Origin of the sequence: Caballeronia zhejiangensis, assembly GCF_000698575.1 — a bacterium.
In the GTDB taxonomy this organism is placed as follows: Bacteria; Pseudomonadota; Gammaproteobacteria; order Burkholderiales; family Burkholderiaceae; genus Caballeronia; species Caballeronia zhejiangensis.
On record NZ_JFHD01000001.1, the window covers coordinates 346019 to 372151 of the forward strand.

15 protein-coding genes are annotated in these 26133 nt (G+C 68.1%); 6 read left to right on the forward strand and 9 right to left on the reverse strand.

The window, feature by feature from the left end:
- Nucleotides 1–16: 16 nt before the first annotated feature.
- From BG60_RS01575 to tssJ, 7 genes are all read right to left on the reverse strand, one after another.
- Nucleotides 17–1843: an MltA domain-containing protein gene (locus BG60_RS01575; protein ID WP_008346431.1), complete on the reverse strand. Its 1827-nt coding sequence runs from the start codon at nucleotides 1841–1843 to the stop codon at nucleotides 17–19.
- 49 nt (nucleotides 1844–1892) lie between these two features.
- Complete coding sequence (locus tag BG60_RS01580) at nucleotides 1893–3716, reverse strand: serine/threonine protein kinase (RefSeq protein WP_008346433.1); 1824 nt, start codon at nucleotides 3714–3716, stop codon at nucleotides 1893–1895.
- Nucleotides 3713–4474, reverse strand: coding sequence for a type VI secretion system-associated protein TagF (tagF, locus tag BG60_RS36225; RefSeq protein ID WP_008346435.1), 762 nt, complete (start codon nucleotides 4472–4474; stop codon nucleotides 3713–3715). The genes BG60_RS01580 and tagF overlap by 4 nt, the downstream gene beginning before the upstream one ends.
- Entirely contained in the window at nucleotides 4471–8100 is a 3630-nt protein-coding gene (gene tssM / locus BG60_RS01590) for a type VI secretion system membrane subunit TssM (protein ID WP_034470145.1), read from the reverse strand. Before tssM ends, tagF begins: the two co-directional genes overlap by 4 nt.
- A 1-nt stretch (nucleotide 8101) precedes the next feature.
- Complete coding sequence (locus BG60_RS01595; RefSeq protein WP_008346439.1) at nucleotides 8102–9418, reverse strand: DotU family type VI secretion system protein; 1317 nt, start codon at nucleotides 9416–9418, stop codon at nucleotides 8102–8104.
- A gap of 18 nt (nucleotides 9419–9436) precedes the next feature.
- On the reverse strand, nucleotides 9437–10777 hold the full coding sequence (tssK, locus tag BG60_RS01600; RefSeq protein WP_008346440.1) for a type VI secretion system baseplate subunit TssK: 1341 nt from the start codon (nucleotides 10775–10777) through the stop codon (nucleotides 9437–9439).
- Between the two features lie 75 nt (nucleotides 10778–10852).
- Nucleotides 10853–11356 carry a type VI secretion system lipoprotein TssJ gene (gene tssJ, locus BG60_RS01605; protein ID WP_144403632.1) on the reverse strand — a complete coding sequence of 168 codons (504 nt, stop codon included), beginning with the start codon at nucleotides 11354–11356 and terminating at the stop codon, nucleotides 10853–10855.
- A 159-nt stretch (nucleotides 11357–11515) separates the two neighbouring features.
- Here tssJ and BG60_RS01610 point away from each other — a divergent pair, with 159 nt between their 5' ends.
- The 6 genes from BG60_RS01610 to tssC all read left to right on the forward strand — a co-directional run bounded on the left by BG60_RS01610 (nucleotide 11516) and on the right by tssC (nucleotide 23967).
- The gene (locus BG60_RS01610) at nucleotides 11516–13648 is read left to right on the forward strand and encodes a CHAT domain-containing protein (protein ID WP_008346444.1); all 2133 of its coding nucleotides are present in this window, start codon (nucleotides 11516–11518) and stop codon (nucleotides 13646–13648) included.
- Between the two features lie 35 nt (nucleotides 13649–13683).
- Nucleotides 13684–15417: a ShlB/FhaC/HecB family hemolysin secretion/activation protein gene (locus tag BG60_RS01615; protein WP_008346446.1), complete on the forward strand. Its 1734-nt coding sequence runs from the start codon at nucleotides 13684–13686 to the stop codon at nucleotides 15415–15417.
- A 28-nt stretch (nucleotides 15418–15445) separates the two neighbouring features.
- Entirely contained in the window at nucleotides 15446–20794 is a 5349-nt protein-coding gene (locus BG60_RS01620; RefSeq protein ID WP_081851804.1) for a beta strand repeat-containing protein, read from the forward strand.
- Nucleotides 20795–20803: 9 nt separating this feature from the next.
- Complete coding sequence (gene tssA / locus BG60_RS01625) at nucleotides 20804–21826, forward strand: type VI secretion system protein TssA (RefSeq protein WP_008346449.1); 1023 nt, start codon at nucleotides 20804–20806, stop codon at nucleotides 21824–21826.
- An 85-nt stretch (nucleotides 21827–21911) separates the two neighbouring features.
- Entirely contained in the window at nucleotides 21912–22421 is a 510-nt protein-coding gene (tssB, locus tag BG60_RS01630; protein WP_008346450.1) for a type VI secretion system contractile sheath small subunit, read from the forward strand.
- A 28-nt stretch (nucleotides 22422–22449) separates the two neighbouring features.
- The gene (tssC, locus tag BG60_RS01635) at nucleotides 22450–23967 is read left to right on the forward strand and encodes a type VI secretion system contractile sheath large subunit (protein WP_008346451.1); all 1518 of its coding nucleotides are present in this window, start codon (nucleotides 22450–22452) and stop codon (nucleotides 23965–23967) included.
- Between the two features lie 31 nt (nucleotides 23968–23998).
- On the opposite strand, the gene BG60_RS01640 is transcribed toward tssC, so the two are convergent.
- Together BG60_RS01640 and tagH are read right to left on the reverse strand one after the other, a co-directional pair.
- Nucleotides 23999–24784: a PP2C family protein-serine/threonine phosphatase gene (locus BG60_RS01640; RefSeq protein WP_008346453.1), complete on the reverse strand. Its 786-nt coding sequence runs from the start codon at nucleotides 24782–24784 to the stop codon at nucleotides 23999–24001.
- Between the two features lie 13 nt (nucleotides 24785–24797).
- A complete protein-coding gene (gene tagH / locus BG60_RS01645; protein ID WP_008346455.1) occupies nucleotides 24798–26132 on the reverse strand; it encodes a type VI secretion system-associated FHA domain protein TagH in 1335 nt (444 codons plus the stop codon).
- Nucleotide 26133: the final 1 nt, after the last annotated feature.

Consider the following 26133-nt stretch of genomic DNA (forward strand, 5'->3'; position numbering starts at 1 on the left):
TCCCCGATAGGTTCCGTCATTGCGTATCGTCGACGCACAGGTCGGGATCGCTGACGACGCAATCCGCGCTCGGCATCGCGGGCCCGCCGCGCACGCGCACGCCGGTCTCCTTCGCGGAGATGCGCAAGCCCTTCGGCAGGAGCACCCACATTTGCGTCGGCTGCTTCATGCGGCTCGCCTGCTGCTGGGCCTGCGGTCCGGTGCCGAAGAAATAATCGGCGCGCACGGCCCCGCGAATCGCGCCGCCCGCGTCCTGCGCCATGAGCAGGCGCGTGATGGATGCGCCCGCCGGCCCGCCTTCGCTCGCGTTGACGAAGACGGGCGCGCCGAGCGGCGTCGTGCGCGGATCGATCGCGGCCGAGCGCCCGGCGGAAAGCGGCACGCCCAATGCGCCGATGGGTCCGGCGGGCGAATCGGGGATCGTGCGGAAAAAGACGTAGCTCGGGTCCGATGCCGCGAAGGCATAGCCGATCGGCGCGCTCTTCGCGAGCGATGGCGTCGCGGTCTTGTCCGTGGCGCGGTCGGATGGCGCGTCCGGCGCGCTCACCCGCGCCGGACGCGCGGCGGGAACGGCGGCGCTCTTCGCGAGCGTGAAGCCGCGCAGAAGCGGCGATTGCGGCGGACCGTCGGCGTCGCCATGCACGGCGGGCGATGCGCCGTCCGCGTCCGCATCCTGAGCGCCGCGCAGGAGCGAGGACTGAGGCACATCGTCGGAAGCCGCGCCGCCGACATCGTTTTTTGCGTTCTGCGTGCTCACGCTGCCTTCTTCCAGATCGATCTCCACGCCGCGCACCAGAATCTTGCGACCCTTGCTTCCCGCGCTCGCGACGGGCGGATTGAACGCGAAGCCGTTCTGTTCCGCATAGGCGAGACGGATGACGCTCTTGCCGTCGGGCAGCACGATCTTTCCCGCGCCCTGTAATTGCATAGAGTAGAGCATCGCGGGGTCTTCCACATAGGCGAGCACGGGCGCGCGGCTCATGCCGCGCTCGATATCGGCGCGTGCGTAGTAGGGCACGATATCCGCGCCTTCGCGGCGCAGCCGCAGCTTCTTGTCGCGGATGTCCGGCACGCTGTCGCCGACGCGCAGCGTGTACGTCTTGCCGCTCATCGATACGGTCGACAGCGGAACGACGTTGCGTCCTTCGATGCGTGCCGGAACCGGCGTGCCGCGCGCGCCGGGCGGCAGGCGGCGGGCGTCGAGGAACAGCATGTCGGTCGGCACGCCGTAGACCGGATAGACATACGGCGCGCGGCGCTCGCGGCTGCCCTTCAGGATCGGCTCGTAATAGCCGGTCAGGACGCCGCGCGCGCTTCTGTCGACATTGAGGATCTGATAGACCGTGAAGTTGTCCTCGAAGAAGCGGCGCACCGCGGCGGCGTTGCGCGCATCCACGCCGCGAGAGGCCGCGCAGGGCGCCGCCCACGCCGGCTTGCCGCTCAGCACGCCGCAACTGCGCCGGAACGCGTCCCAGGATTCGGCGACGTTGTCGGTCGCCCAGCCGGGCACGCTCGCGAAGGCGACGGGCGTATAGAGTGCGTTCTTCGTCGCGAAAGGCGTGGCGTTCATGCCGACCGACGCCGACGGACTCGCCGGCGACGGATTCGCGATGCCCGGCTCCGCGCCTGTCGCGCTGACCATGCGCGCGTCGTCGCCTGGCGCGGAGGGCGGCGCGGCCTCATCGACGCGCACGGCGGGCGAGGGCGGCGCGCCCGCGCATCCGGCGAGCGTGGCCGCGGTCAACGCAAGGGCGGCGAAGGCGGCGAGCGGATGCGCCGTTCCGGATGAAGCGCCCGGCGCGATGCCCGGCTGCGCGGCGACGCCGCTCGTTCGTGATGCCATGGTGCCCTCGTCTCGCGGCCGAAGCGCTTCGCTTTCGATTCGAATTTCCCTATTTAGACGAACGGACGACATCGATTTTGAAGGTCGCCGCGCCATACGCGACGGGACACGACGGCGCGTTGCCGCCGCACGCCGGCACGCCCGCGAACGGCGATGCGCTGAGCGTCCGCTGCGCAGCCGCCGCGTTCTGCGCCTCGGGCGAGAGACTGGCGAAGACGGCGTCGTGCGCGAGACCGAGCGCCGGGAACTCGCGCGGCGCGGCGGAAACGATCGCGACGAAATGATTCGCGCCGACGGGCTCGCCCGCCTGCATCGGCCAGCTCGGACGCGGCAGCACGAGACGTTTCTTCCTGCCGATGCGATTGTCGCTATCGAGCGCGTTCGGAAACAGTTGCAGATATTGATTCGCCGGATCGACGACGAAAACATACACATAGCCGTCGCGATTGCTCGTGATCGCGAAGCGCAACAAGTCGCGGTCGACGACGGCGCGCGCGACGGGCACGTCCACCTTGACATCGAACGACGGATCGGCGAGCGAAACGATGCGCGCGAATTCGCCATCGGGCGTGAAAGGCGGCAGCGCGGCGGGCGGCGGAGGCGGCGGCGCTTCGGGCGCGACCTCCGGCGCAGGCGCCGAAGCCGGGACGACCGCCGAAGCAGCGACGCGCTCGGCCGAAGGCGCATGATGCGACGTGAAGCGCGGCACGAACCATCCGAGCGTCGCCGCCGCGCCGAGCAGACACGCGGCGCCGGCCGCCCAGCCGATACGCCTGCGCGCCGCGCTTTTCGCCGTGCGCGGCGCGGGCGCGTCGTCGAGCGAAATGCCGAGCTCGGCGGCGAACTGCCGGTCGGTCTGCGGCCGATGCGCGGGCGCAACCGCGAGCGCATGATCGATCGCCTTCAGGAATCGGTCGGAGTAACGGCCCGCCGCCAGTTTCGCGAGCGGCTGATAACTGTCCTTGACCACGCGCCCGACCGAAGGCGGCGGCGTTCGCCCGGTGATCGCGAAATACACGAGCGCGGCGAGCGCGTAGTGATCGGTCCACGGTCCTTGCCGCATCGACGGCACTTCGGCGTACTGTTCGATCGGCGCGTAGCCCGGCTTGAGAATCACCGTGAGCGCCTGCGTCATGTCGCCGATCACGCGCCGCGCCGCGCCGAAATCGAGCAGCACCGGCCGATGGCTTTCCTCCAGCAGGATGATGTTGTCCGGCGCGATATCGCGATGAAAACAGTCGGACGCGTGCAGCACGGCGAGCGCGTCGATGAGCGGCGTGAGCAGCGCGCGCAGCCAGGCTTCGTCGGGCGGCTTTTTCATCGCCCGGAGCGTTTCCTTGAGCGTCACGCCCTTGTAGTAGGGCATCGCCATGTAGGCGGTGCCGTTGGCCTCCCAGAAGCGGTACACCTTCACGAGCGACTGATGATCGAAGCGCGCGAGCAGCCGCGCCTCGTCGTTGATGAAGCTCTTGAGACCGGCGCGGAACATCGGCTGGTAGCGGCCGGACTTGACCTGAACCTGCGTCACGCCGACGCGCGAGGCGAGCGCCGCCGGCATGTATTCCTTCACCGCGACGTAGCGGTCGAGCGAAGTATCGAAGGCCAGATAGACGATGCCGAAGCCGCCCTCGCCGATGAGCCGCACGATCTCGAACTCGCCGAGCCGCGTGCCGGGCGGCAGGATGCTGTGCGCGGGCGGCGCGTCGGACGTCGATGAAGGCGCGCCCGCGCCCGCCACGTCGGATCGACGCACGCGCGCGCCGCTGACGATCACCGTCTTGTCGTCGCCCGCGTCGCCCGGATTGGTTTCGGTCTTGCCGGCGTTGCCGGTCGTGCCGCCGCCTTCTTCCGGTAGCCTGCCCGTCGCATTCATGATCCGCAGTCCCGCAGCAGGGTGATGAAAAGCGCCGTGTCGGGCAGGCCGTACGCCGGCCAGATCGTGATCGGGCGCGGCGCGCGATCGTCGCGATCGTCGCGATCGTCGGGCTCGTCGGAAGCGGGCGCCGTCTGCGCGGCGGTCCACAGGCTCATCCCTTGGATCTCGGTTTGCCAGAGCGGCGCGAGCGTGCGCGCGAGTGAATCGGGCAGCGTCGCGGCCGATTGCGCGATCCACGGTTCGTCGAGCATGGCGGCGCGCGTGCCGGCGTTCGCCGGCTGCGGCACCGGCAGCGCGGCGAGCTGTTCGTCGAGCCGCTCGATGCTGTGATCGAAATCGAGCGCGGCGAGCGCGACATGTTCGATCGCCGAAAGCCATTGCCAGAGCGCGGCGACTTCGCCGCCCGTCGATGGCGCCGCCTGCAGCGACGCCGCGATCGTCAACGGAAAATGCCGCCCGACGCGGTCCACCGACGCCATCACCACGCCCGTCCAGCATGCGCCGAGCGCCGGCGCGATGGCGCCGGGCATCGCGAAAAAGCGCCACACCGGGCACGTCAGATAGATCGAGAGCCACGCGTCGCCGAGCGCGAGCTGCGTTTCGCCGACGCGCTCGGCGAGCCATGCGTCCCACGGCGCGACGAACGCGTCCGACAGCCGCCGCGCCGCGAAATCGCCGAGCGACGGCAGCTTGCCGTACCAGCCTGCGATCGCCGCGCCGTCGTCCGCGAGCGTGCCGCCGAGCGCGTCGTTCATAGCCGCTCCGGACAGGAGAACTTGCGCAGATCGGCGAGCCGGAACGGATTCTCCACGCTGTTCGCCGTCACTTCGAAGCGCGTCTTGCGCCCTTCGACATCGAACGTGACGATGAAGCGCTCCGGCTGATCGGTCGGCTGCACGTCGAGCCGGTCGAACATGCGAAACAGCGCCCACGGCCCCTCGAACACCAGATTGCTCGCGCCGCTCGTCGGCGGCGGCGTGAGTTGCAGGCTCACGCGTCCCGAGCCGCGCGTGCCGGGCCACTGAATCGCGGTCGCGATCTGCGGGCCGTGCGCGTAGGTGAGCACTTGCCCGTCGACGTCGAGCGTGAAGGAGAGGATCGACGGGTCCATGTCGAGCGGCTTGAACTGCAGCGCGAGCGCGGGCGACTTGCCGCCGCCGCGGAAGAACACGCCGCGGATCGTCGCGGCGCGCTCGAACTGCGCCAGACCGGCCGGACTGATCTGCGACGCCGACGAATCCGACTTCTTGAACGCCCACGGCTTCGCGGAAACATCGACGTCGGGCGCGAGGTTCTTCTGGAAGAAATCGTCGAACTTGCCGCCCGGCGCGAACAGCGTGCCGAAGTCTTCAGGCAGCACGTCGCGCGCGGAATTCGGGCTGAACGGATAACGCCCGCCGACCGCGCGAACGCAGAACGCCGAGATCGACTCCTTCAAGTCCGCCGACAGATTCACGCGCCGCGCCTCCTGCGACTGCGCCGCGCCCTGGCTGCCGAGATCGAGCAGCGCGGTGCGGATCGGCTCGGGCATGCGCGCGGCCTGCGTGCGCAGCTTCGCCGGCGCGTCCGATGGCGGCGGCGCGGTCTTCTGCTGCAGGGCTTCGTCGGTGGCGCTGAGATACGTGTAGACATCGTTGATGACGGCGAGCGTCTGCGCGATCGGCGCGGGCTGCCCCGCGCCCGGGCTCGTCACGAGCGCGCGCAGGCCGGTGAACCGGTCATCGACGATGCTTTCCAGTTGAGCGCCCGGCGCGACCGGCGCGATCTGCGTCGGATCGGCCCCGCGAATCACCTTCAGCAGCTTTTCGCGCGCCGCGCCGAGCTTGTCGCCCGCGCGATCGACGACGGTCGTTTCGCTTTCGGGCTTCGCGCCGAGCGTCGTTTCGCGCGACGCCGCCTTCGCGAGCGCGGCGAGCGGCGAATCGGGCGCGGAGAGAATGCGCGCGATCTGCGTCGATTGCGACAGCGTGTCGGCGCGCACGATGCGGACATCGTTCAGGAACTCGGTCCAGATCCGCGCGTAATCCTGAAGATAGAGCAGCCGCACGTCCTCGGTGATGCGCTGCATCGCCGCCGGATCGCCGCGCGGCAGGCCGCCCTGATCGCGGATGCCGAGCACCCACGGCTCTTCGGCGGCGAGCTGGGCGGCGGTTTCATCGACGGCTTTCAGGAACGCCTTGTGATAGCCGTCGAACGAATAAAGCCCCGCCACGCCGCGCGTGAGCGGCGCGCCGCTCGAACGCGTGAACACGAGCGACGCGTTCGGCCCGCCCGCGTGCGCGATCGTGAACTCCGGATAATCCGCGCCGACGCCTTGCTGCTTCACGCGCCCGTACACGCGCTGCGCGAGCGTGTTGGCGGCCAGCATGGCGCGCAGATGCGCGACGAGACGCTCGTCGAACGGCAGATTCGGATGCACGAGGCCGCGCGCCAGCAACGCATCGAGATGCCCGGCGAGCGCCGCGCGCTCCTCGTTGCCGACCTCGCGCGGCAGCGAGCGGTCCCAGTCGGTGAGAATCCACGCCTTGAGCGCATCGGCATCCTGATGATCGGGCTGATTCAGCATCAGATACGCCTTGAGCGCTTCGTACGCGTAGCCGGGATTCGCGGGCGTCGCGCCGCGCGCCTGTTCCTCGATGCGCGCCGCGAGCTTCGGCAGGAACAGATCGGTCAGAAGGCGCTCGTACGCGAGCGTCGCGGCGGCGTCGAGTTTCGCGCCTTGCCAGAGGCCCCATTGCATCGCGATCGGCGGATGCGCGGCATCGACCTGAGGCGTCGATGCGAGGCCGCGCACCGCCGACAGCAACGGCAGCAGCGCGACGAGATTCGTGCCCGCCGCCGATGTCCCCGCCACGGCTTCCTTCGCCGCGCGCGCGGTGTGATCGACGTTCGCGACATAGCTGCGATTGCGCACATAGCTCGTGCCCCAGAGTCCGAGCACGCCAGCCGTTACGGCCGCGATGACCGCATACGCGCCGAGCCGCCACAGATGCCGCTTGCGCGCCCATTGCAGATTCGATCCGGCGAGTCCCTGTTCGGCGAACACGACCTGCGTCAGAAGCCGCTCCAGAAAGAAGCTGCGCCCGCTCGACGGACGCGGCGGCTGCACGCCCCGCTCGATGCCGAACGCGCGCGCGAGCGAGCCGAGCACGCGATCGATCGGCGTGCCTTCCTGCGTGCCGCTCGTGAAATAGACGCCGCGCAAAAGCGGTGCATCGTCGTGTTTCGACTGGACGAAGGTCGCGCGCAGCGCATCGGCGACGAGCGGCTTCAACGCGGCGAACTGCTGCGGAAAACTCATGATCGCGGCGCGTTGCGCGAGTCCGCTTTCCGCGTTCAGGCGCTCCGGCAGACGCGCGACGAGCCGGGCTTCGAGCGCGTCCAGCTCGGCATCGATCCGTTCGCCGAATGCGGCCTGCGTGAGCGTGCGTTTCGGCTCGTAGGCAAACGTGAAGCCGAACACCTGCGCGCGCTCTTCCTTCGACATATCCGCGAAAAACTCCGTGAAGCCCGCGAGCAGATCCGTCTTGGTGACGAGCACGTAGACCGGAAAGCGCGTGCCGAACGCCTGCATCAGTTCGCGCATGCGCGCGCGCAAGGTCGATGCGGTTTCGTCGGTGCTCGCGGGCGTCGCGGCGAGCAGATCGGGGACGGCGAGCGTCAGCAGCACGCCGTTGATCGGCTGGCGCGGGCGCGTCTTTTTCAGGAGCGCGAGGAAGCCTTGCCATGCGGTCTGGTCGGCGTCGCGGTCGCTTTCGTGGGTCGTGTAGCGCCCGGCCGTGTCGATGAGCACGGCGTCGTCGGTGAACCACCAGTCGCAATTGCGCGTGCCGCCGACGCCGCGAATCTTGTCGGTGCCGAAGCGCTCGGCGAGCGGAAAGCGCAGCCCCGAATGCACCAGCGCCGTGGTTTTGCCCGCGCCCGGCGCGCCGATGAACATGTACCACGGCAATTGATACAGATATTGCCGGCCGGAGAGCGTGACCCAGTCGCGCCAGCCGGGTTTTCTGCCGGACGCGGTAACGCGCGCCTCGCGCAGCACGGCGAGCGCTTCGTCGAAACGCTTGCCGAGCGTCGCGACTTCCGCTTCGCCGGCGCTCGGTGCGGCAGCCTCGCGGCGCGGACTTTCGCTCTGCGCGGCGAGTCCCGCCGACAGCGCCGCCTGCGTGCGCCGCGCGCGCCACGCGGCCCAGAGCCGCCGCAGCACGAAGAGCAGCACGACGCAGCCGATCGCGATGTAACGCGACATCGCCGATTCGAGCGGATAGCTGCGCGCGAACGACAGGAGCGGCCCGGCGATCCAGATCGCAGCCGCAACGAGCAGCAGCCCGACGATCAGCAGCAGCACCGGATGAAACAGGATCGAGAGGATTTTTTTCATGTCAGGACCCGGGCTTCGCGAACAGCGTCACTTCGACGCGCCGGTTGCGCGCGCGGCCGGCGGGCGAATCGTTCGGCGCGACGGGATCGGCGTCGCCCTTGCCTTCCGCTTTGAGACGCGAAGGCGCGATTGTCGCCGCGAGCAGGTCGCGCACGTTCGCCGCGCGTTCCTGCGACAGCTCCCAGTTCGAAGGAAAGCGCGCCGAGCGGATCGGCCGGTCGTCGGTGTGGCCCGTCACGAGCACGTTGCCGGGCACCGCCTTCAGCGCCGCCGCGATCCGTTCGATGAGCGGCCGCGTCTGCCCCGACACTTCGGCGCTGCCGGGTTTGAAGACGTTGTCGCCGTGCAGCGTGACGACTGAACGGTCGACGCGGTCATCGACGGCGACGAGGCCATCGCGGATTTCCTGCGCGAGGAATTCCGCGAGACGGGGTTTCGCCGCCTGCGTCACGACGAGAGGACGCTGCGCACCCGCGCGGATCGAGGCGAGCGTGCCGAACGCGGGATCGGAGAGGCGTCCGAGCTGGAAGCTCATCGCGAGCCACGCCAGCGCGAGCACGAGCAGCGCGAAGGCGCCGACGACCCAAACCGGCAGCACGTCGGTCGTGCGCCGCCGCGCCGTCGGCACGCCTTGCCAGTGCGGCGACAGCGCGCGCTCCGGTTCGCCGCGCTCCTTGCGGATCAGTTGATACAGCCGCGCGCGGATCGCGTCGAGCGTCTGCCGGCCTTGCGCCGCCACGCGGTAACGTCCCTCGAAGCCGAGCGCGAGCACCATGCTCGCCAGTTCCAGCAGATGCAGATGTTGCGCGGGCTTCTGCGCGAGCCGCGCGAGCAGTTGAAAGACCTTCTCGCCGCCCCACGCCTCGTTGTGAAACGTCACGAGCAGGCTTTGCCGCGCCCAGACGCCCGCGCCCCACGGCGTGCCCGACGCGGCTTCGTCGAGCATCGTGCAGACGATGTAGCGCGCCGCCGTCACCTGTTCCGCCGGGATGCCATTGGTGCGCGCCTCGTCCTCGAAGCGGCGCACGCCCGCGGCGAGCGCGTCGCGCAGCGCGGCGGGATCGGCGCACGCGCTCATCGTGCGGATGCGCGCGGCGAGCTGCAACAGCGGCGCGCACGCGGCGACCAGCGGATTCACCGCGCCGCCCGTCGCGAAGGCGGCGTCGAACGCGCGCTGCCCGGAGGCCGCCGCGCCGCTCGCCGAGAACGGTCCCTGCGTGCTTCCGCCGCCCGCGCGGCGCCGCCGCGCGCCGGGGTTGGGCTTGATCATCGTCTGATCGGATTCGAATCCGGCGAAGGGATCGTCGTCGTTCGTCATGTTCGTCGATGACCTCGCTCAATGACGGATCGCCCAGAATTCGAGTTCGAGCGCCGGAAACTCGCCAGCGATGTACATCGCCAGATTGCCGGTCTGCTCCAGCTCCTTCCACAGCTCGCCGCCGCGATCCAGCTCGAAATACGAAAAGCCCGCGTGAAACGGAATCTGCCGCGGCGCGACCGGCATCGCGCGCAGGCCGATGCCCGGCAGCGCGAGATTGACGAGATCGCGCAGCTTTTCAGCGGGCGCGATCTTCACCTGCGTCGGAAAGCGCGTGCGCAGCGCTTCGCCCGGCATTTGCGCGTTCGCGGCGAGCACGAAGCCGGCGCTCTTCACGAGCTCCAGATCGTTGATGAGCGCGACGCGCACGCCGGGCTTGCGGCTTTGCAGCTCGATCGCGACGGCGTCGGGTTCGCGCACGATGCCGATCAGTTGCCGCACGTCGCGCATGAGCGGCTCGAACGACGTCGCGACATCGTCATGGCGATACGGCGGATACGCGAGCACGCGGCGGCGCTCGTCGAACGCGGCGAGATCGCCGGCGAGCGCGAGCGTCGTCTGGTACAGGCGTTCGGGATGCAGCAGCGGCACCTGCAACAGATGCGCGTACTGCGGCTCGAAGCGATTGAGCGTTTGCAGCAGCAGAAAATCGGCGATCTCCGCGACGCCGCCGCGCCCCGGATTCGCGAGGCGGCTCGCCAGGCGGTCCGCATGTTGATGCACGAGGCCGGCGAGTTCCTGCGCATAGCCGAAGAGACGCGGGTCGGCGTGCGCGTGGAGCATCGGCGGGATGTAGCCGGGATCGAGCACGACGCGGTTGTCGGCGCGCCGTTCCAGCACGCGCGCAAGCCCGATGGTCGCGAAGGCGTCGGTCGCGTCGCGCGCGAGCATGAGCCGCACGTTCGGCGCGCCGACGCGAATCTGCGCGACGCGGTCCGTGCTCGTCGTTATATCGGCGACGGAAGTATCCGTCGTGCGAAAGCGCAATCCGTCGATGCGGCCATCGGCAGCGCCATCGGCGTCGAATTCCTTTGCGCCCGCGCGCGCGAGCGGCAGCGCAAGCAACACGAGCTCGTCGCGCGTGCCGGCGGGAATGTCGAGCGGCGGCGGCGCGGGGAAGTCGTCGGGAAAGGAGAACGCGGTGCCGTCGGGCAGCACGCCGAACGCCGACGCAAGCGCGATCTTGCCGAGCCCGAGCGCGATTTCGTCGAGCATCACGGCGGCCCAGCCCCACGACCACGCCTCGGTCGCGCGCGCGTGCGAGCGCACGAGATGCTCGATGAAGCGGTCGTGCTGCTGGAAGTGCTGGGGTTCGAGGAACAGGCCCTCGGACCAGATCATGCGTTGGTGCCAGGTCATGGTGCCTCGTATGGGCTTGGGCTCGATGCTGAAAGAACGATTCAGCGCGGCGGATTTGCAAACCGGCGCGCGCTGTCACTTCTTCTTGCCCGATGGCGGCGGCGCGGGCTGCGCGGCGATCGATACGTCGGCGGCGTCGATACGCACGTTCATCAGCGTCGTCTGGTTCGGCGGCACCGGCGCGCTCGCCCGCCAGCGCGATCGCTCGATGTCGCGATACGCCGCCACGACCGCGACGAACTTCGTGCCGGGCTGCACCGTCTGCTCGACGCTGCGGCTGTCGCCGGGCCGCAGCACGTATTCGTTCTTCGCGTTGAGATCGCCGCCGAGCGTCGCCTGCTCTTTGCCGTAGAGCGTGAAGAAGTCGGCGCTGTCGAAGGCGGCCGTCGTCTTCAGCTCGTACACGCGCACGACGACCGGCGACGGGCGGCCCGCGTGATCGGGATTCGCGCCATCCAGCGCGCTCACGCTGATACGCACGACCGTCGGCGCGGGCGGCGGCGGCGGCGACTTGCAGGCGCTCGCCGCGAGCGCGCAAAAGAGCAGTGCGCAAAGACGCGGACGCGGGTTCTCCATCATCGGATCGTGTGACTTCGCAAGTGGCTTCGGACACCACAACAGACGAACGAAAACGCCGCGCTTTTCAAATCGCTCGCGGTGTTTCGTCTAGTGAGGGCACCGCGCTGGCGCTTCGCCGGTAGCGCCAGTGCGAAGCGGCGGTCATCGAGGAGGGCGTTCGTGAAACCGATCGGGCGGACATGCGCGGGGCTCGCGCTCTTTGCAATGCTTAACGTCTGCGCGCAGACGGCGCAGAAGGCGCATGCGGCCACGGCGGATCAGGCGCTCACGCCGGCCGCGCGTCAGGCCGAAGCCCGCGTGCGCGACGCGGAAACCATCGCGACGCTGTCGCAGGAAGGGCGGCTCCTGCTCGCGCGGGATCAGGTGAAGCTCGACGGCTACGCGTATTGCAGCATGTCGGTGGCGGCGGCCGAGCGCGGCGATTTCCGCGAGAGCATCGAGGCGGCGTCGCGGGCGCTCGTCGTCGCGCGGGAGACGGACAACGCCCATCTCGCCGCGCTGTCGCGGCGCGATCTCGCCATCGCGTACAGCTATGCGGGCGATCTCGACGATGCCGAACGCTACGCGAAGGAAGCCATCGCGGCGGGCGGGAAGAATCCGGAGCAGGTGCTCGCGCCCGCGCACAAGATCCTCGGCGATATCGCGGCGCGGCGCGGCGATCCGTCGGCGGCGCTCGGGGAATATCGCGCGGCGCTCGCGACGGCGTCGGCGCGCTATCGGCCGATGGTGCTCCTCTCGATCACCAACGCGCAGATCGCGACCGGCGACGCGGCCGGCGCGCGCGCCACGTTCGGAGAAACGTCCGGCGTGAAGGACACGTTGCTTGCGCCGTTGCGCAGGCGCATCGAAGGCAATCTGCTGCTCGCGGAGCACAAGCCGCAGGCGGCGCTCGAAGCGTTTTCCGCAAGCGCCACAAAAGGCGGCTCGGACGCGAGCTACGACAACCTGTGGGCGCACGAGGGCATGGGCCGCGCGTATCTCGCGCTCGGCGACCGCGGCAAGGCGCGCGAAGCCTGGCTCGCCGCGCTCGACGATTCGGAAACGATCCGCGCGCGCTTTCGCAGCGACGAGTTCAAGACCGGCCTGTTCTCCGATACGCAGACGGTCTTCGAGGAAACGATCGCGCTCGTCGTCGAGGACGGCGACTACAAGCAGGCGTGGGCGCTTTCCGAGAGAAGCCGCAGTCGCGCGCTGCTCGATGTCGTGCGCAACCGGCTCGCGACGAACGTCGATGAAACGCAACTGAACGGCCGCGCGCTCTCGCTCGACGACGTGACGAGCGCGCTGAATCCCGGCGAGGCGATCGTCGAATATCACGGCCTGCCCGACAAGCTGATCGCGTGGGTCGTGCGCCGCGACGGCATTCAGGGCTTCACGCTGCCGGTTCCGCGAAAGGATATGACGCTCGCCGTCGGCGATTTCCGCACGTCGATCATCCGCGGACGTCCGCAGGCGCTGACCTACGGCGCGAAGCTCGATGCGCTCCTGATCCAGCCGCTCGGCTTGCGGCCGAACGAACGGATCGTCATCGTGCCGAACGGCTCGCTGCATTACATGCCGTTTCAGGCGCTGAGGAACGCGCAAGGGTTTCTGATCCAGCGGCATGCGCTTGCGCTCGCGCCATCGGCGAGCATCGCGGTGCAGCTCGTGCGGCGGCAGCAGCGCATCGCGAGCAATCTCGTCGCGTTCGGCAATCCGCGCATCTCGCCGGAATTCGATCTGCCCGGCGCGGAAGCCGAAGTCCGCGCGATCGGACCGCTCTTCGCGCAGCGCGAGACCTTTCTGCAAGGCGACGTCACGCGCAAGACCTTCAGCGACAACGCGCCCGAGGGCCGCATCGTGCATGTGGCGACGCATGCGCAGGCCGACACCATCGATCCGCTGCATTCGCGCGTGCTGCTCGCGCCCGCGAAACAGCCCGCCGACGGCCCCGACCCGATGCTCGCGCAGGACATCTACAACCTGAAGTTCGATTCGGTCGCGCTCGTCACGTTGTCGGCGTGCGAGACGGCGCTCGGGCGCATCGAGCGCGGCGACGAAATCATGGGCTTCACGCGGGCGTTCTTCTATGCGGGCGCGTCGGCATTGCTCGTGTCGATGTGGCCCGTTTCGGACGAATCGACCGCGCTCACCATGCGCACGTTCTACGGCGCGCTCACGAAGGGCGAGGAAGCCATCGACGCGATGCGCGACGCGCAGCTAGCCGTGCTCGCCGACGGCAAGTTCGCTCATCCGTTCTACTGGGCGCCTTTCGATCTGATGGGCAACTGGCGGCTCTCGGTCGCGCGCTGAAAGACGTTTTCCGATCACCGGTGAGGATTGCAGAAGTGAACCAAGCTACGAAATCCCCATGCTTTTCCTCACGTTCGAAAGCGCGTGCGGCGGGCGTCGGCATCGTCTGTGCAAGCGCGTTCTCCGCGTGGGCGCAGCAGGTGCCGATGCCGGGCACGGCGCAAGTGCCGAGCGCGGGCACGCTGCTCAACGAGCAGCCGCGTCCGTCGACGTCCGCGCCGCCGCCGGGCGGTTCGAGCGCGCTGCCCGCGCCGCCGGCCGCCGCGCCGGAAGTGCCGGACGGCAAGAAGTTCACGCTGAAGAGCATTCGTTTCGCGGGCAACGAAACGCTGCCCTCGGACACGCTGCTCGCGCTCGTTTCCGACAGGATCGGCCAGGAAGTGTCGATCAACGATCTGAACGCCATGAGCACGAAGGTCGCGCAGGCGTATCGCGAGCGCGGCTATCCGCTCGCGCAGGTCGTGATTCCGCCGCAGGACGTGACGAACGGCGACGTCACGTTCACCGTGCTCGAAGGCAAGATCGGCCGCGTGCGGCTGACGATGGCGCCCGGCGCGCCCGTCAAGGAATCGATGGTGCGCGCGCGGCTCGCCGCGATTGAGCCCGGCAAGCCGCTGCGGCAAAACGAACTCGAACGCACGATGCTCCTGCTGTCGGACCTGCCCGGCATTCGCGTGAGCTCGGCGCTGGAAACGGGCAGCGCGCCCGGCACCGTCGATCTGAACGTGACGGTCGAGCCGACGCGCCGCTGGAACTTCGCGGTTTCCGTCGACGACTACGGCGCGGCGCCCGCCGGGCGCTGGCGGCTCGGCGCGGTGGGACGGCTCGCGTCGCCGTTCGGCATCGGCGACAACCTGGACATCAACCTGCTCGCGGCCGAGCGCGCCGATACCGTCTACGGACGCATCGGCTACGACGCGCCCGTCGATGCGAGCGGCACGCGCGTCGGCATCGCGTATTCGCATCTGTATTACTACCTCGGCGAGCAGTTCTCCTCGCTGAACGCGCATGGCGATGCGGATGTCGTCACCGCGTCGGTGTCGCATCCGCTGATCCGCTCGCGCAGCCAGAACCTGCTGTTGCGCGGCGCGCTCGAATACCGCTCGCTCACCGACAAGATCGACAGCGTCAACTTCGACAATCCGCAGAAGCTGTATGTGGCGAGCGTCGGGCTGTCGTACGAGAGCCGCGACAGCTTTCTCGGCGGCGGCTTCAACAGCGCGGACGTGCAACTGGCGTTCGCGCATCTGAACATCGATTCGGCGCTCGCCGAGGCCATCGATCAGGGACCGTTCGGGCGCAACACGCAAGGCAACAGCGTGCGCCTCACGATGCAGGCCAATCGCCTGAACGCGATCACGCGCAATACGAGCTTTTTCATCGGCGTGTCGGGGCAATGGGCGAACCAGAACCTCGACAGCTCGTCGCGCATCACGCTCGGCGGGCCCCGTGCGGTGCGCGCGTATTCGCCGTCGGAATCCGTCGTCGATGAAGGGCTGATCGCCACGGCCCAGCTTCGCTATGCGGTGATTCCGTCGCTGACGCTGTCGACGTTTTTCGATATCGGCGTGGGCCGCTACAACGCGCGCTCGATTCCCGGACAGGGCGCGAACACCGTGACGCGCAGCGGCGTGGGTCTCGGCGCGTTCTGGAGCGGGCCGTACGGCATCACCGTGGATGCGAGCGTAGCCTGGCGCACGACCCGCGCCGACACCACCGGCGACGACAAGGTGCCGCGCGTCTACGTGCAGGTATCCAAATCGTTCTAGCGCGGAAACAGGAAACGAGGAGTTCGACATGAGCGACATCACCTGCCTACGGACCCGCAGGCATCGCCGGGAATGGGAGCGCGCGATCAGGCGTTTCGCCAGACGCGCCGCCCGTCACATGGGCGCCGATCTGAGGGTATCCGCGCTGTTGCCGCTCCTCGTGGTCGTCGCGGCGCCGGGCGCGTTCGCGTTGCCGGTCGGCGAGCAGGTTCAGGCGGGCAGCGTGACGGTCAACCGGCCAAACGCGACGTCGATGACGATCACGCAAGGCTCGCAGAAGGGCATCGTGAACTGGAACGGGTTTTCGATCGCGGGCAACGAGCGCGTCGATATTTCGCAGCCGTCGGCGCAGGCGGTGCTGCTCAATCGCGTCGTCGGCAATGAAGTCAGCCGCATCGCGGGGCAGCTCAACGCGAACGGGCAAGTGTTTCTCGTGAATCCGGCGGGCGTCGTGTTCGCGCGCGGGGCATCGGTGAATGTGGGATCGCTCGTCGCATCGACGCTCGGCATTTCGAACGACGCGTTTCTCGCGGGCAAATATCACTTCGCGCAGGGCGGCGCGGCGGCCGGCAAGGTGTCGAACCAAGGATCGATCACGGCCGCGACCGGCGGCGCGGTCGCGTTGCTCGGCGCGCAGGTCGACAACAGCGGACTCGTCAGCGCGACGCTCGGCAAGATCGCGATCGGCGCGGGCAGCGACATCACGCTCGATTTCGCGGGCGACGGCCTCACGATGCTGAAGGTGAACGACAAGGTCGCGAACGCGCTCATCGGCAATTCGGGGACGCTGCAGGCGGACGGCGGACAGATCGTGATGTCGGCGCGCGCCGCCGACGACGCCGCGGCGAGCGTGCTCAACCAGACGGGCACGGTGCGCGCGAGGAGCGTCGAGTCGCGCAACGGGCGCATCGTGCTCGATGGCGGATCGGCGGGCGAGACGGATATCGGCGGCAGCGTCGATGTCAGCGCGCCCGATTCGGGCAAGGGCGGACAGATCGACGTGACCGGCTACCACGTCGCGGTGAGCGACGGTGCGCGTGTCGACGCGAGCGGCGCGGGCGGCGGCGGCCGCGTGCGTGTGGGCGGCGGCGCGGCGGGCAAGGCGCCGGACATCGTCAACGCCGATGCGCTCTGGATGAGCCCGAACGCGCACGTCATGGCCGATGCGCTCGTCGCGGGCGACGGCGGCAACATCGTCATGTTCGGGACGGAAGCGGCGCGCGTGTACGGCGAGCTTTCCGCGAAGGGCGGGCCGGGCGGCGGCAACGGCGGGCTCGTCGAGACGTCGGGCAAGTATCTGGCGACGGACGGTGCGCGGATTCACGTCGAGGCGCTGCGCGGGCACGGCGGGCAATGGCTGCTCGATCCGTCGAGCATCGAAATCGTCAATACGGCGCCGTCGAGCGTGAGCACGGGCACCACCGACAGCACGTCATGCTGCTCGCTTCAGGCGCTCAGCACGAGCCTGGGTCCGGCTCTTTCCACGACGACGAATCCGGTGACGTTCACGCCGGGCGCGGGCGACAGCTACGTGCTCGCGTCGGACATCACGTCGCAACTGAACCGGGGCGCGTCGGTGACGATCTCGACCAGCAAGGACGGCGGAGGCGAATACAACGGCGACATCACGATGCTGAAAGGGACGAGCATCACAAAGACCGCCGCCGACAACGAAGGCACGCTCACGCTGAGCGCCAACGGCTCCATCACCGTGCTCGGAACCATCGGCGGCGCGGCGGGCGACCAGCGGCCGGCGGGCAAGCTGAACGTCGTGCTCGACGCGAACACGGGCGCCTCGGGGCAAAGCAACATTCTGCTTTCCGGCGCGTCGATCAGCACGAATGGCGGTTATCTGGCCATCGGCGTGCCGCAAAGCGTTGCCGGGACGCCCGCGGCCGCGAAGCGCTTCGACGGCGCGGCGGTCGGCATCATCGACTCCAGGATCGACACGACCGTGCCGCAAGGCCCGACCGGTCTCGCGAGCGGCTCGGTGACGGTCAACGGGCAAGGCACGCTCAAGGTTCCGGACACGATTTTCGGGATCAGCGACACGGACGTGGGCCTAACGAAGAACCAGGCCTATGCGCCCGTCACCATCAGCAGTTCGAGCATCGCCACTTCGGTCAGCGACATTTCCGTGTCGGGGCAGGCCGGCGGCGACTTCGGGGCGCCGGCGGGCGTCGCCATCGGCGGGACATCGAGCCTGCGCACGTCGTCGGGCAACATCAGCATCACAGGCAGCGCGCCGACCACCAAGGAGCGCGTGCAGACGTTCACCGACATCTACGGCGTCGCGCTTCGTCCGGCATCGCTCAGTCCGTCGACGGCGCTATTGAGTACCACGACGGGCAACATTTCCATCACCGGTACGGGACCGGCGATGGATAGCGCGGTCAGCTCGGTGAGCGGCGGCGGCGTCCTGATCGCGCCGACGGCACGCCTCGACCAGAGCACCACGGTCATACGGACCGGGTCGGGAAACGTGAACATCATCGGCAACGGGATGTCGATCGGCACCGCGTTCGGCGGCGTGAGCGGCGCGGGCGTGATGTTGCGGCCGGAATTCCTCGGCTCGGGCGTCGGTCCGCTCGTGCATACCGGCTCGGGCAACGTCTCGATTTCGGCCTCCGCGACCACGATCGCGAACCTGAACGGGGGAACGCTGTCCGGCTCGGGCGTGAGCATCGCGGCGGACGGGGGCCAAGGCTTTCCCTTCAGCCCGTCCGTCGTTTCGGATGCCGGCGATATCTTCGTTACGGGCAACGGGGCGAGCGTCACGGGAACCGTGAGCGGCGGAACGGTCGGCGGCTCGGGCATCGCCATCGGCGGATCGTCGGTCGCGCTGAGCACAGGCGGCGCGGGCAGCATCACGCTCAACGGCAACGGGCCGAAGGTGCAGGCGCTCAACACCGGATCGGTGTCGGGTTCCGGCGTGAGCATGGTGGCGGCGTCCGTCTCCACGAACATCAACTCGATCAGCACGGCGAACGCACCGCTCGTGCAGACGCAGACGGGCCGCATTTCGATCGACGGCAAGGGGCCCGCCGTGCAGACCGTGGCCTCGCTTTCGACTTCGACCTCGGTGTCGACCGGCATCGGCAGCGTGACCGGCGACGGCGTGAGCCTGCTGCGGGCTTCGCTCAGCACGAGCGCTGGCGGGATCGTTCCGGTGATTTTGTCCGCGAGCGGCGACGTCGATGTTCACGGCACCGGGGCGGTCGTGCAGCGTTCGCCCGGGCGTGTCGGGGGCAACGGCGTGCGGATCATCGGCACGTCGCTCGGCACCGGCGGCGCGATGAGCATTACGGGAACGGGCGCGACGGCCGGCGGCGGCAGCGCCGCCGTCGCGGGCGCGGGTGTGTACGCGCAGAACGCGCGGATCTCATCGACCGGCGCGGACGTGTCGATCACCGGCACGTCGGCGAACGGCAAGCGGCGCTACGTTCCGGCGATCGAGGGCAGCGAAGAACCGGTTCATTTCGACGGCGTGCATCTCGAAGCATCGGATGTCGCGGCAAGCGGCGGCAGGCTGTCGATTCGCGGCACCGCGCCCGATGGCATCGCCGCCTACGGCGTGTTCGTGGCGGGCATGAGCCCGGCGCTCGGCTTGCACGCCGACGGCGCGGTCACGATCTACGGTCTGGGCAGCGGCGCGGACGGCGTGGCGCTGGCAGGCACGTCGTCGTCGAATCGCGGCGTCGTCGGCTCGGCGAACGGTTCGATCGATATTCGCGGCGGCACCAACGGCCAGCTCGACGCGAACGGCGCGCATGGCAAAGGCGTATCGCTCGCCGATGTGACGCTTCAGGCCAACGCGCCCGCGCAGACGGTGTCGGTCACGGCATCGACACCCGCCGACGCCGCCACCGCGCTGTATATGAACCGGGCGACGCTCTCGGCGGGCGACTACGGCACGATCGTCGTGCGGGCGTCGAACTCGGGCAAATACGGCTTCGTGTTCGACGATTCGGGCAGCACGTTCTCGTCGCGCTTCGGCACGGTCGTGTTCGTGCCCGGCAAGGTCGGCGCGGACTTCGACATCGTCGGCGACAACGCGCAGGCGATCAACGTGCTCGGCGCAAGCAGCGGCCTCAGCATCGGACCGTCGATGCTCGGCGCGATCGCGTCGAACATCGCGACGGTCGTCATCGGCTCGTCGACCCAGACCGGGAAGATCACGGTCAGCCTGCCGCAAGGCTTCGCGCACGACCTCACGCTGCAGAACACGGGCGCGGGCAGCCAGGGCATCGATCTGCCGTCGGGCGCCGCGATGCCGGACAGGACGCTCGCGCTCGATTCGTCCGGTCGCGTCACCGATCCGGGCGGCATAAAAGCGCAGACGCTTTTGCTCGCGGGCGGCGGCGACTTCGATCTCGCCGACGCGGGCAACGACGTCAAAGTGCTCGCGCTGTCGGGCGCGCATGACGTGCGGTTTGCGACGGCGGGCGGCTTCACGATCGGCACGGCGAGCGCCAATGGTTTCGACGGCGCGACGGGCAACCTCGCCAGAATCGGCGGATCGCAGCCGAACGTCACCGGCAACCTGACCGCGATTTCCGATGGCGGCGCGATCGCGATCGGAACACCCGGCACACCCGGCACGCCCGGCGCGCCGACGCACCTGAGCGCGGGCGGCAGCATCGACCTCGTGATGGAGCGCGGCGTCTTCGACAACGCGTCGGGCGGCACGATCGGCGCGGGCAACGCGTGGCGCATCTGGGCGGCGACGCGCAACGGCGAGAACCGCAACGGCGTCGATCCGGGCGGCGCGCTGCCGAACTTCTACGGCTGCGTCTACGGCGGATTCTGTAGCTGGAACAAGCAGCCGTCGCAGAGCGTCGTGCCGGCGGACGGCAACCACTTCGTCTACGCCGACCGGCCGACGGTCACCGTCACCATCGGCAGTCAAACGCGCGAGCAAGGCGGAGCGAACGGCGCGTTCGGTTTCGACGTCAGCGGTCTGCTGGCCGGCGATCGGCGCAGCACGTCCGTCGTCGCGGGGCGGCTCGGCTCGTCCGCGACGACGATATCGGCGGCGGGCGTGTATGGCATCGACGGCACGTTTTCGTCGCCGGTTGGCTACAACGTCGTCGTGGAGCCGGGCACGCTGACCGTCACGCCGATGCAGCTTCAGGGCGCCGTTTTCAACACCAGCGGACTTCAGCCGCTTTTCACGGCGCAGGAACAGACCTTCGTCTACGAGAGCAATCTGGGCGCGGTCAACATCTGCGTCGGCACGAACGAGCCGATCCTCGCGCTGCAACAGCCCGAAGGCGACGCCGACGCGCTCGCGGCGGAATGGAAGCGCGTGCGCTCGCGGCCGAATCTGAACAACTGTCTGGTCGTGAACGGACAGCACGGCTGCGGCGAGTTTTGAGGAGCCGCGATGATCGACATCGAACCGCTCCTCGCGCCGACAGAAACGACGCCGCCCGCAGGCATCGATCTGGAATACGACCCGGCGTTTCTCGAATTCGAAGCGCTCGCGCGCGGCATGCCGCAGCGTCAGTTCGACGTGCTCGTCGAGCCGCCGCCGTGGAACGACGTGCTGGAGCAGGGCGACGCGCTGCTCGCGCGCTCGAAGGATGTGCGCGTGGCGATTGCGTGGACGCGCGCGGCGGCGCATGTCCACGGACTCGCGGGCTTTCATGCGGGTTTGCGCCTGCTGACGGGCCTCGTCGAGCGCTATTGGGACGGCCTCTTCCCGCCGCTCGATCACGATGACGACAACGATGCCGTATTGCGCATCAACGCGCTTGCGCCGCTCGCCGATGCCTACACGCCGTTCGCGGAAGCCGAGACCTTGCTGCACGATCTGCGCGAATGCGAAGTGTGTCGCGTGCATGGCGAGCGGCTCGCCGTGCGCGACATTCTGGTGGCGCAGGGCAGGCTCGCGCCGGAGGAAGGCGCGAACGCCGCGACGCCGGCGCGCGTGGAAGGCATGCTCGCCGATGCCGTGGCGCAGGATGCCGAGCTTCTCGCGAATGGGCTCGATCTGCCGCGCGCCGTGCAGACGCTGTGCGCTTGCCTGACGGAGAAGCTCGGCGCGGAACGCGCGCCTTCGATGACCGCGCTGACGATCGCGACGCGTCACGTCGCCGCGCAGTTTCGCGCGTTCGCTTCGACGGACGCGCCCGAAGCATCCGCCGACATCACGAAGATGAAAGCAGCGCCGACGCTTCGTCGCGCGATTGCTCGCCCCGGCGAGATCGCGACGCGCGACGATGCGCTCGCCGCGCTCGACGCGGTGTGCGCGTTTCTCGAACGCACCGAGCCGACCAATCCCGCGCCGCTGTTGATCCGCCGCGCGCGCGGATTGATGGGCAAGGATTTTCTCGCGGTGATGCAGGATCTCGCGCCCGACAGCCTCGCGCAGATTCATCTGATCGCGGGGACGAGGCCGCAGTGAGCGCGGGTTCTCGAATCGAGTCTTCAATCCGGCCACAACTCGTTCGTTTTAATTGCGTGGCTCATGCCCACTCGAAGGAGACGTCATGGCAACCAGCAGTCAGAAATTCATCGGGCGCAATCGTGCGCCGCGCGTGCAGATCGAATACGACGTCGAAACTTATGGGAGCGAGAAGAAGATTCAGCTTCCGTTCGTGATGGGCGTGATGGCCGATCTCTCCGGCAAGCCCGCCGAAGCGCTGCCGCCCGTCGATCAGCGCAAGTTCCAGGAGATCGACATCGACAACTTCGACAGCCGCATGAAGGCGATGCATCCGCGCGTCGCGTTTCAGGTGCCGAACAAGCTGACGGGCGAGGGCAACATCAGCGTCGATATCACGTTCGAGAACATGGACGATTTTTCGCCCGCGGCCGTCGCGCGCAAGGTCGATGCGCTCGCGAAGTTGCTCGAAGCGCGCACGCAGCTCGCGAATCTCGTCATCTTCATGGACGGCAAGAACGGCGCGGAAGAACTGATCGCGCGCGTGCTCGACGATCCCGCGCTGCTCAAGACGCTCGCCACGGCTGCGCCATCCGCGGCTGCTGCAGCCGAATGAGACCCGAGAGCCTTGAAAGGAAACGACCATGTCCGACATTCCGCAATCCGCCGAACCGCAAGCCGAAGCGCCTTCCGCTTTGCAGGGCGCGCTGCTCGAAGGCGACGATCTCGCCGCGCTGCTCAACCGTGAGTTCCGTCCGAAGAGCGACGAAGCCAAGAGCGCCGTGCAGACGGCCGTGCAGACGCTCGCGCAGCAGGCGCTTTCGCAGACGAAGCTCGTTTCCGGCGATGCGATCCGCTCCATTCAGGCGATGATCGCCGAGATCGACGCGAAGCTCACCGAGCAGGTCAACGAAGTCATGCATCACGCGGACTTCCAGAAGCTCGAGGGTTCGTGGCGCGGGCTGCACTATCTCATCAACAACACCGAAACCGACGAGATGCTCAAGATTCGCGTGATGAACATCTCGAAGAAGGATCTAGGCAAGACGCTCAAGCGCTTCAAGGGCGTCGCGTGGGATCAGAGTCCGCTTTTCAAGCAGATTTACGAGCACGAGTACGGGCAGTTGGGCGGCGAGCCGTTCGGCGCGCTGATCGGCGATTACTACTTCAACCAGACGCCGCCCGATGTCGAGATGCTCGGCGAAGTGTCGAAGATCGCGGCATCGGCGCATGCGCCGTTCATCGCCGCCGCCGATCCGAGTCTCTTGCAGATGGACTCGTGGCAGGAGCTGGCCAATCCGCGCGATCTCACCAAGATATTCGGGACACCGGAATATGCGAGCTGGAGATCGCTGCGCGCATCCGAGGATTCGCGTTACATCGGTCTCGCGATGCCGCGTTTTCTGGCGCGCGTGCCGTACGGCGCGAAGACCGAACCGGTCGATGAATTCGACTTCGAGGAAGACACCGGTTCCGCGGATCACACGAAATACACGTGGGCGAATTCCGCTTATGCGATGGCGGTGAACATCAACCGGTCGTTCAAGTTGTATAGCTGGTGCTCGCGGATTCGCGGCGTGGAATCGGGCGGCGCGGTCGAAGGTTTGCCGGTGCACAGTTTTCCGACCGACGACGGCGGCGTCGATATGAAATGCCCGACCGAGATCGCCATTTCAGACCGGCGTGAGGCGGAACTGGCGAAGAACGGCTTCATGCCGCTGATTCATCGCAAGAACTCGGATTTCGCGGCGTTCATCGGCGCGCAGTCGCTGCAAAAGCCGTTCGAGTATGAAGATCCGGACGCGACCGCGAATGCCGCGCTTGCCGCGCGGTTGCCGTATCTCTTTGCTTGCAACCGCTTTGCGCATTATCTGAAGTGCATCGTGCGCGACAAGATCGGCACGTTCAAGGAACGCTCGGATATGGAGATCTGGCTCAACAAGTGGATCACGCAGTACGTCGATGGCGATCCGGCGAATTCGTCCGAGCACACGAAGGCGCAAAAGCCGCTCGCGGCCGCGGAGGTCAAAGTGCAGGAAGTGCCGGGCGCGCCGGGGTATTACACGTCGCAGTTCTTCTTGCGGCCGCATTATCAGTTGGAAGGGCTGACGGTGTCGCTCAGGCTGGTTTCGAGGTTGCCTTCGGCGAAGCAGGCGGCTTGATGCGTGGTTGGTTGGATGATGCCCGCGATGGTTACGTCGCGGGCATTTGCATCACCGTCACCTGCGAAGCATCCCCCACCCAAACCGCGCTGGCACTAAAGTTATCGTGCCCCGGCCGCGCGGCCTCACGCAGATGCGCCACCATCAGATCCAGCCACGCTTGAGGCGTCCGAGCGCGCCCGATCGCATCGATCATCACCGACTCGTCGAGATACTCCCAAAACCCATCGGTGCAAAGCAGAAAGGCGTCGCCCTCCGCGATGAGAAACGGCTCATCCGACGCCGCGATCGACAGATCATCCGCCGTTCCGAGCGCCGAAAACAGCACGTTACGGCGCGGATGCGTTCGCACGTCGCGGCTCTCCAGCAGATTCGCATCGATCATGCTCTGCACGAGACTGTGATCCTGCGTTTGCACAACCGTCGCGCCGCGCCGGAAGCAGTAAAGCCGCGTGTCGCCGCAATGCGCCCACGCCGCGATGCCCGTGCTTTCGTCGATGCCGAGCAGCACCGCCGTCGAACGCATCTGCGAAAGATCGCGGTCGTGCTCCTGCGCATCGATGATCGCGTCGTTCGCGCGCAGCAGCACGCGCAACAGGTTCGGCCCGGTCAGCGCGACGCCCGCCGATGCCACGCGCGTCAATTCCGCGAGCACGGTATCGACCGCGATGCGCGATGCCGCATCGCCGCCGCCGTGACCGCCCGCGCCGTCCGCGACCACGCTCGCAAAGAGCGCCGCATGCCGCCACGTCGCCAGCGCGTCCTCGTTGCGCGACCGGCCGCCCACATCGCTCACGCTCGCGGTTTGCAATTGCATGTCGTGTCTCTCGTTACCGGCGTTGTTTAAGCTCGTCGATCTGCGCCTCGTAGGCGGCGACGAACGCCCGGCCGAACAGCGTATGGAAATCTTCGGTGGCTTCGCGCGAAAGCTGGCCGTACATCTCGATGAAAAGATCCCAGCAGCGCGCGCGGCGATTCAATCCTGGCAGCACGCCGTCGAGCAGCGAGCGCCCGGACAGCCGCGCCTCGATGCGCTGCGGCTCGAAGCGCTCGAACACGCCGTCGAGCGCCGCGCGCATCCCCGCGACCATGCCGACCTGATGCGCCCGCAGATCGGCGTACGCATCGTCGAGGGCGGCGGCGGGCGGCATGAAGCCGCGCATCTGCGGATTGAGCAGATGCATGAGCGCGGCCTCCACGTTCGGCGAAAACTTGAGCGGATTGTTGTCCGACGCTTCGATCATCGTCGCGCCCGTTCGCATCTCGCGCTTGAGCGCGGCGCGCGCGGCGAGCAGTTCGAGCGTGCCGCGCGCCGCTTCGCGCAGCAGCTCGCCGAGAAGCTGCATCAGCGCGGGCGTCAGCGCATCGATGCGCACGCCGTGCGTGTTCAGCCCGCGCAGGAAGGCATCGACGAGCGCGCGATCGTCGGCGAGCTCCGCTCTCGATGCAACCGCTGACGGCGTCGGCGCCGATCGCGGACGCGGCGGCGTGAACGCGCTGTGCAGTTCCGATCCGGCGTCCGGCCGCGTCGCGGGCGTCCCGGCGGGGCGCGCCGCGGCCGTCAGGCTGGCGAACGGATCGGCATCGTGCGCGGTGTTGGGCTGCGCAAGCGGTTCGACGAGCGGATCGGTGATCGACGCTCCGTCGGACGACGCGCCCGGCGCGAGGTCGAACAACTCGTCGATCGAGCGTTTGCCCGCCGGATCGTCGAAGCCGAAGTCGAAGTGTTCGGCAGCTTTCGGCTTCGGCGTGTGGAGGTTGGCGTCGAAATCGCCAGGCGCCGACGAACCCGCGTCGAACAATCCCGCGAACGGATCGTCCGATGGCGCGTTGGCCGTGACCGTATCGTCATCGACGCCGATATCCGCGCGCAGCTGATAGCCGCCGATCTGCACTTCGTCGCCGTGCGCGAGCGCGACTTCCTGGCCCGGATCGAGCGGCGCGCCGTTGACGAGCGCCGGATTGCTGCCGCGGTCGATCAGCAGAAAGCGCCCGTCGCGCCACTCGATCTGCACATGCAGACGCGAGACCGTGCGCTCGGCGTCATCGAGCACGAGCCGGTTCGTGACCGCACGCCCGACCGTGCCGCCGTCGGCATCGAAGGTCGCCCAGAGCGGCACGCGCGGCGGCTGTCCGTTGTGAAGCGTCACCGTGAGCGTGAGCATG